This is a genomic window from Gemmatimonas sp., from assembly GCF_044345575.1.
GTDB lineage: Bacteria > Gemmatimonadota > Gemmatimonadetes > Gemmatimonadales > Gemmatimonadaceae > Gemmatimonas.
This window is the reverse complement of the sequence record NZ_JBIJAW010000178.1, coordinates 1-6,758: the sequence shown is the minus strand read 5'-3', so window position 1 is coordinate 6,758 and position 6,758 is coordinate 1. Positions and strand designations below refer to the sequence as shown.

Annotated in this window: 6 protein-coding genes; all 6 read right to left on the bottom strand. The window is 67.8% G+C overall.

What is annotated here, in order from left to right; translation table 11 throughout:
- On the bottom strand, positions 1-1,439 hold a 1,439-nt coding region (hemG, locus tag ACIQ6O_RS10945; RefSeq protein WP_396207825.1), incomplete at its 3' end, for a protoporphyrinogen oxidase.
- A 3-nt stretch (positions 1,440-1,442) separates the two neighbouring features.
- Positions 1,443-2,447 carry an oxygen-dependent coproporphyrinogen oxidase gene (gene hemF / locus ACIQ6O_RS10940; protein ID WP_396207824.1) on the bottom strand — a complete coding sequence of 335 codons (1,005 nt, stop codon included), beginning with the start codon at positions 2,445-2,447 and terminating at the stop codon, positions 1,443-1,445.
- Complete coding sequence (gene hemE, locus ACIQ6O_RS10935; protein ID WP_396207823.1) at positions 2,444-3,535, bottom strand: uroporphyrinogen decarboxylase; 1,092 nt, start codon at positions 3,533-3,535, stop codon at positions 2,444-2,446. Before hemE ends, hemF begins: the two co-directional genes overlap by 4 nt.
- Before the next feature lie 127 nt (positions 3,536-3,662).
- On the bottom strand, positions 3,663-5,114 hold the full coding sequence (gene hemA, locus ACIQ6O_RS10930) for a glutamyl-tRNA reductase (protein WP_396207822.1): 1,452 nt from the start codon (positions 5,112-5,114) through the stop codon (positions 3,663-3,665).
- A gap of 25 nt (positions 5,115-5,139) precedes the next feature.
- A complete protein-coding gene (locus ACIQ6O_RS10925) occupies positions 5,140-6,342 on the bottom strand; it encodes a geranylgeranyl diphosphate reductase (RefSeq protein WP_396207826.1) in 1,203 nt (400 codons plus the stop codon).
- A 68-nt stretch (positions 6,343-6,410) separates the two neighbouring features.
- Positions 6,411-6,758, bottom strand: a 348-nt coding sequence (locus ACIQ6O_RS10920) for a PucC family protein (RefSeq protein ID WP_396207821.1), incomplete at its 5' end; no start/stop codon positions are given.

The following is a 6,758-nucleotide window of genomic DNA, read 5'->3' as shown; positions in this document are numbered from 1 at the left end:
GCGATGCAGTCGCCCACGCTCACGCCGTTGCGGTAGTTGCCGGCGAGGTAGAGCCCCGGGTTCTGCTGCTCGGTGGCATCGGCGGCATCCTTCACGGCCTGATAGCCCACCGTGTACTGCGGAATCGCACGCGACCAGTACACGTGCTTGACGAACACCGGCTCGCCGCGCACGCCGAGCAGTTGGCGCAGGTCCACCAGCACCCGCTCCACGAGGAGGTCGGTGTCCTCCCGCGCCCGGTCGGCCTGCCGCGCACCACCCACGAAGCAGGTGATGGTCACGCACTCCTCAGGCGAACGGCTCGGAAACAGCGACGAACTGAACAGCGCGCCCAGTAGCGTGCGCCGTTCGGCCGCAGGAATGAGCACCCCGAACCCAACGAGCGCGTGCGCCACATCCTCGCGACGGAAGCCCAGGGTCAGCGTGCTCACGCTGGGATATTCCACGCGTTCGATGGGCGCCGCGAACTTGCGCATCGCCGCCGGCAACTCCATGGCCGCGAGCACGTGCGCCGGTGTCGCCATCACCACGGCGTCCACGAGGCGCGAACGCGCCGCGCCGTCCTGTCCCGCGTCCACCACCCAGCGCGTGTCCTGACGGTGCACCAGTCGCACCGGACAGCCGAGCCTGAGCGTGCCCGCGAGCGATGCCTCGAGCGTGTCCGTGAGTGTCTGCATGCCGTCCACGAAACTGATGAGGCGTGCACGCATCGGCGCCGACGACGACATCAGATGCCCCTTCGTGTCGGCCGTCATCCCCGCCGTATCGTCGCCGTGCTCGCCACCGGCGAACTGCTTGCGCTGCATCATGAGCCCCTTCGACAGCGACCCGTGGCGGCGCTCCAGCTCGGCCACCCGCGGGAAGGCGTGAGCCATGCTCAGCGTCTCCGGATCACCGGCGAAAATGCCCGAGATGAACGGGTCCACGGCGTAGTCGAGTACTTCACGGCCCAGACGGCGCCGGACGAAGCTCGCCACCGACTCGTCGTCCTCCTGCGTACGCGTGCGCACGAGTGGCTCCAGCAACACACGGAGCTTCGCCTTGAACGACAGGAGCCCCGTACTCAACATGCTCACCGGCGTGAGCGGGAAGGGCATCAGACGCCCCTCGCGCACCACATACCGCCGGTTCGCGCCGGGATTGGCTTCCACCACATCGTCCTGCAGGTCGAGCTGCTGCAGCAGTGTTTCCACCGCGGGCGACGTGACGAACGAGTTCGGCCCGTGCTCGGCCAGAAACCCGTCCGCGTGTGTCGTGCGAATGGCTCCGCCCGCATGACCGCTTGCTTCGTACAGCGTGACGTTTACGCCGCGACGGCGCAGCTCCCACGCTGCCACGAGTCCCGTGATGCCTGCCCCAACAACAGCGACGGAGCGCTGGTCGCCTCCGTCGCCTTCAATCGGCGGCACGTTGTCGATCATGTCCGCAAGCACCCGCATGGTTCACGCTCCAGTGACGTCACCAACCCAGTCGCGTGGCTCAAGCATCCGCTGTAGCCGAGCTTCGAAGGAACCCGGAGAATACCGGGGGGCATACTGCCACATCGCCAACGGCGGGAGGCTCATGAGCACGCTTTCCACGCGCGCATTCGTCTGCAGGCCGAAGGTCGTGCCGCGATCGTGCACGAGGTTGAACTCCACGTACCGGCCACGCCGGACGAGCTGGAACTCACGCTCGGCGTCGCCGAACGCCTCGTCCCGCCGCCGATCGACGATGGGTTCGTACGCCTGGCGCAGCACACGGGCCACGTCGGTCACGAACGCCTGCGCGCTCTCGAAATCGAGGTGGTACGGCTCTGCCTCTGCCCGCAGATGATCGAAGAACACGCCACCGATGCCGCGCGCTTCGTTGTCGCGGTGCGTGTTCACGAAGTACTCGTCACACCACTTCTTGCACGTGGAATAGAGCCCAGTATGGTGCCGGTCGCACATGTCGCGCAGCGCCATATGGAAAGCCCGCGCATCGTCTTCGTGCGGATAGAACGGCGTGAGATCGGTCCCGCCGCCGAACCAGCAGTCGGTGATGTTGCCCGCCTCATCGGTGAGCTCGAAGTAGCGCACGTTGAGATGCACGGTGGGCACCTTCGGGCTGCGCGGATGCACCACGAGGCTCACGCCGGTGGCGAAGAAGTGCGTCGACCCCGTGGCTGCGCCGCGTCCGCCGAGTCGCTGGGCCGCCGCCGCCGGCAGCACGCCCATCACGGCCGACCGATTGATGCCGGCCTTTTCGAACGTCACCCCGTCGGTCATCACGCGCGCCACACCACCGCCGCCACCGGGGCGTTCCCAGCGGTCTTCGGTGAAGGTGCCGCCGCGGTCGAGACGACCGAAGAACGACGTGAGCTCGTCGTGCAGCCCGGCGATCCAGCGCGTGACATCGCTGCGCCGGTTCACGGCGGGCGCCGGCGCGGCCGCGCGGAGTTCGTCGGGATGGGTGGCGACGGTCATGCTATACCCGCCAGCTGCGAGAAGGGCGTCCGCGCCTGATGGGCGGCGATGCGCTCCTCCGTCCATTCCCACTCCTTCACGGCGTTGATGAAAGCGCGCGCGTGATCCGGCTTCATGTCCGGGAGAATGCCATGGCCCAGGTTGGCCACGTGTCCCACCGGTCCGAACGCCGCGATCATCTCGTGCGTACGGCGACGAATCTCGTCCGTCGGCGCGTACAGCGTGCACGGGTCGAGATTACCCTGCAACGCGACGTTGAACGGGTCCGTCTGCCGGCGGGCATCGTGCGGCGTGGTGTGCCAGTCCACGCCAATCGCATCGGCCTGCGTGGCCGCGGCGATTTCGCTCAGCGCCCACCCACCGCCGGGCGCGAACACGATGACCGGCACACCGGCTTCACGTGCGCGCAGCGCCGCCTTGGCGAGGTAGGGCAGGGCGAAGGTACGGAACTCGTGCGGGCCCAGTGCGCCGGCCCACGACTCGAACAGCTGCACCACCTGTGCACCGGCTTCCACCTGCGCCACGAGGAAGTCGCCCACGGCCGTGGCGAGCTTGTCGAGCAGCGCGTGCGCGAGCGCCGGCTGTTCGAAGAGCATCTTCTTGGCCACCGCGAACTGCTTCGTGCCTTTGCCTTCCACCATGTAGGCGGCCAGCGTCCACGGTGCGCCGGCGAAGCCGATGAGCGGGACACGGCCGTTGAGCTCGCGCTTCGTCATGCGAAGGGCGTCGAGCATGTAGCCGAGCTGCTCCTGTGGCACCACCGGATTGAGGCGCGCGAGATCGGCCGTCGAACGGATGGGCGACGGGAACTGCGGGCCGACGCCTTCGTCGAGGGTCAGATGCATCCCCATCGCTTCCGGCACGACGAGGATGTCGCTGAAGATGATGGCGGCATCCACGCCGACGAGATCGATCGGCTGCAGCGTGACCTCCGTCGCGAGTTCCGGCGTGCGGCACATCGTAAGGAAATCACTCTTCGCCCGTACCGCACGGTACTCGGCGAGATAGCGGCCAGCCTGACGCATCATCCACACGGGGGGACGTTCTACGCGCTCGCGGCGCAGCGCACGCAACAACAGGTCGTTCATAGCCAGGGGAGTGGCGGACTCGCGAGAGCCCGGGTGATCTCGGGTTGCCGTGGGTCGGGCAACTCGAATGGTAAAGCTACGACGGCGACGCACGGCCCGGAGGCGGTGCGTCGCCGTCTGCATCACATCAGTTGAAGTGCTGCGAGGCGACGAGCGGTGGCGTTTCGCGTGTGCCGCTGACCGCCGCGGCCGCCACGTTCGACGGTGTCGGCGATCCGGTCTTCGGCGTTGGTTTCCCCGCGGCCGCTGTCCCGTTGGCTTGGGCCGGGGCCACCGCGCGATGCGACCCGGTCCGGCGCATGTCCGACGCGCCCGCACCCGCACCACCGGCGGGGGCGAACATTTCGAGCAGCATCATCGCGTGCTGGTCGAGCGGTTCGCCGCGCTGCACGGCGCGACGCAGCGCCGCCATGGGACCGGCGAGCAGCTTCGCGACGATGCGCGACGCGGCCTTCTCCGCCACGCTGTCGTCCTTCGAGTGGAAGGCCACTTCACGGCGCGCCACATCTTCGAGCGCTTCACGCAACGGCTTGATCGCGTCGCGCGCCGGCATCGTGGCCAGCCAATCCATGAATGCGTCGGTCTCGCCAGCGCAGATCGTTTCCGCGTACGGCACGGCATCCTTGCGCATCACTTCGGCCGAGACCAACGGTTGATGCAACGTGTCGAGATCGATGAGCGTAATGCCCGTCTCCTCGGTGACCGCCGGATCGATGTTGCGCGGGACACTGAGGTCCATCATGAGCAGCGCGTAGCCCGTGGCGGCGCACGCTTCGCGCGCCCGGCGCAGCGACGCGGCTTCCACCACCGGCACTTCGCTGCCCGTGGCAACGATCACCACGTCGGCCATCGCGGCCTCGACATGCAGCGCATCCCACGCCGCCGCACGGCCACCCACCATGCCCGCCAGGCTCTGTGCGTTCTCGAAGGTGCGGTTCACCACGACGATGTCGCGCGCGCCAAGCTTGTGCAGCTGTTTGGCCGCCCGGGCGCCCGTCTTGCCCGCCCCGATCACCACGCACCGTGCATTCTCGAGATTCCCGAAGCGCTGCGACGCGGTGATCGCCGCCTCGGCGCCCACGGAGTTACGTCCGGCGGTCAGCGACGTTTCGGTCTGTACCCGCTTGCCTGCGCGCAGCGCGGTTTCGAACAGGCGATGCAGTACCGGACCCGCCGCCTGCCCGCGCGAGGCGCGCTTGTACGCGGCTTTGAGCTGCCCGAGAATCTGCCCATCACCCAGCACCTGCGATTCCAATCCGGAGGCGATGCGCACCACATGCTCGGCGGCATCGCGTCCCTCGCGGCGTGTTGCGGTGGTGAGCAACTGGTCGCCTTCCGACCGGGTGCGCATCCAGCGGCGCGCGAGCACTTGGACCGAGCGCTCGATAACATGGGGATCATCGCTGTCCACCCACGCATACAGCTCCGTGCGATTGCACGTGGAGATGAGCGCGGATTCGGTGATCACTTCGGTGCGCGCCGTGCGATACAACTGCGTGAGGCGTTCCTCGGAGAGGTGGAAGCGCTCACGGGTTGCCACATCGGCGTGGCGGAAGTCGATGGCGATCGAAATCAGCATCGGGGAGGGGATGCGGAGTCTGTGATCAGGCGGGCGCGAGCCCGGCCAGATGCGCCAGGTTCTTGAAGAAAATGCGCACGTGCGACATGGGCTTGGCTCGCACGAGCTGTTTACGCATGTATCCGTCGAACGTCAGTTGCTGCACATCCCGATCCCGGCAGATTGCGACGAAGCGTTCACGCCGGTTGTCGGTGGTGTACCAGAAGCTCTGCATCACATCGAGTACGAAGAACACGGGGCCGTGCAGGCGCATGAACCGCCGCCGCGCAGCGCGCAGCGCCGAGGCCTTGCCGGTCTGCAACGCCTCTTCCACGGCATCCGCCGCCAGACGACCACCGGTCATGGCGTAGAAGATGCCTTCTCCGCTCGCCGGCGCCACTACGCCGGCCGCATCACCCGCCACCACCACGTCCCGGCCATTGTCCCAGCGGGGCAGTGGCTTGATGGGAATGGGGGCGCCTTCGCGGCGGATCGTCTCCAGTCCGTCCATCCCGGTGTCCGCGCGCAGGCGGGCCACCGCTTCCTTGAGTCCGAACCCCTTCTGGAAGGTGCCGGTGCCGATGGAGGTGGTGGGGCCGTGCGGAAACACCCAGGCGTAGAAGTCCGGGGACAGCGGGGCGTTGTAGTACACATCGACCCGGTCGTGGCCGAACACATCGCTGTCGCGGTGCGGCGACTTCACGATCTCGTGGTACGCGAAGACATGCTTCGCCTTGTGCGATCCCGGAATGCACTGGCGCGCCACCGGCGACAGCGCCCCGTCGGCGCCGATGACAAACCGGGCGCGCACGTAGCGCGTCGCGCCGTGGCGCGAGCGCCCTTCAGTGTACGTAATGATCGCCGTGCCATCGGCGTCGCGCGAAAACTGGGTGAAGGCGCCCGTTCGGCGCACCACGCCCGACTGCGCCGCCCGTACGCGCAGCCATTCGTCGAACGTGTCACGGTCGACCATGCCCACGAAGCCATCGCCCACCGGGATGTCCACCTTCTTGGCGGTGGGCGAGATCACGCGGGCGGTGTTCACGCGCGCGACCAGCAGCGAGGGCGGAATCTTGAAATCGCGCAGCAACTGCGGGGGCACCGCACCGCCACATGGCTTGGTGCGCCAGGCCCGGTCGAGCAGCAGCACCTTGCGACCGGCACAGGCGAGCTCGTGCGCCGCCGTGGCGCCCGCGGGGCCACCACCCACTACGACCACATCGAACAGCTCGCCGTCTTCCACCGGCATCGCGCGTTCGAGCTGGGTGAGCCGTTCGTTCTCGAGCGATTCGTTCACTGGCCCGTTCTCCATGTCGCTCATTGAATGACCGCCTGCAGCATCTCGCCGCGCTGACGGAACACATCGTTGGCCCGCTCGCTCGACGCGCTGCGGAGGGCGAGCCACGCCGAACCACCAAAGAGCAGGGCCTGCACGGCGAACACTGCCAGATAGCCGCGTAGCGGCGACTCGAGCACGGCGCGCGCCAGATCCACACCGGCGGCGCCCGACATCGTCCCGATGGCGTAGGCCAGCGCCTGTGCGGCGCCGAACACGCCGAGCCGCAACCCGGCGCGGCCGTCCGTCTTGTCGCCCGTGAGCGCCATCATGGAGCCGATCGCGCCAATGGCGAAGACGCCGTTGGACAGGCCGAGGAGCACCACGAT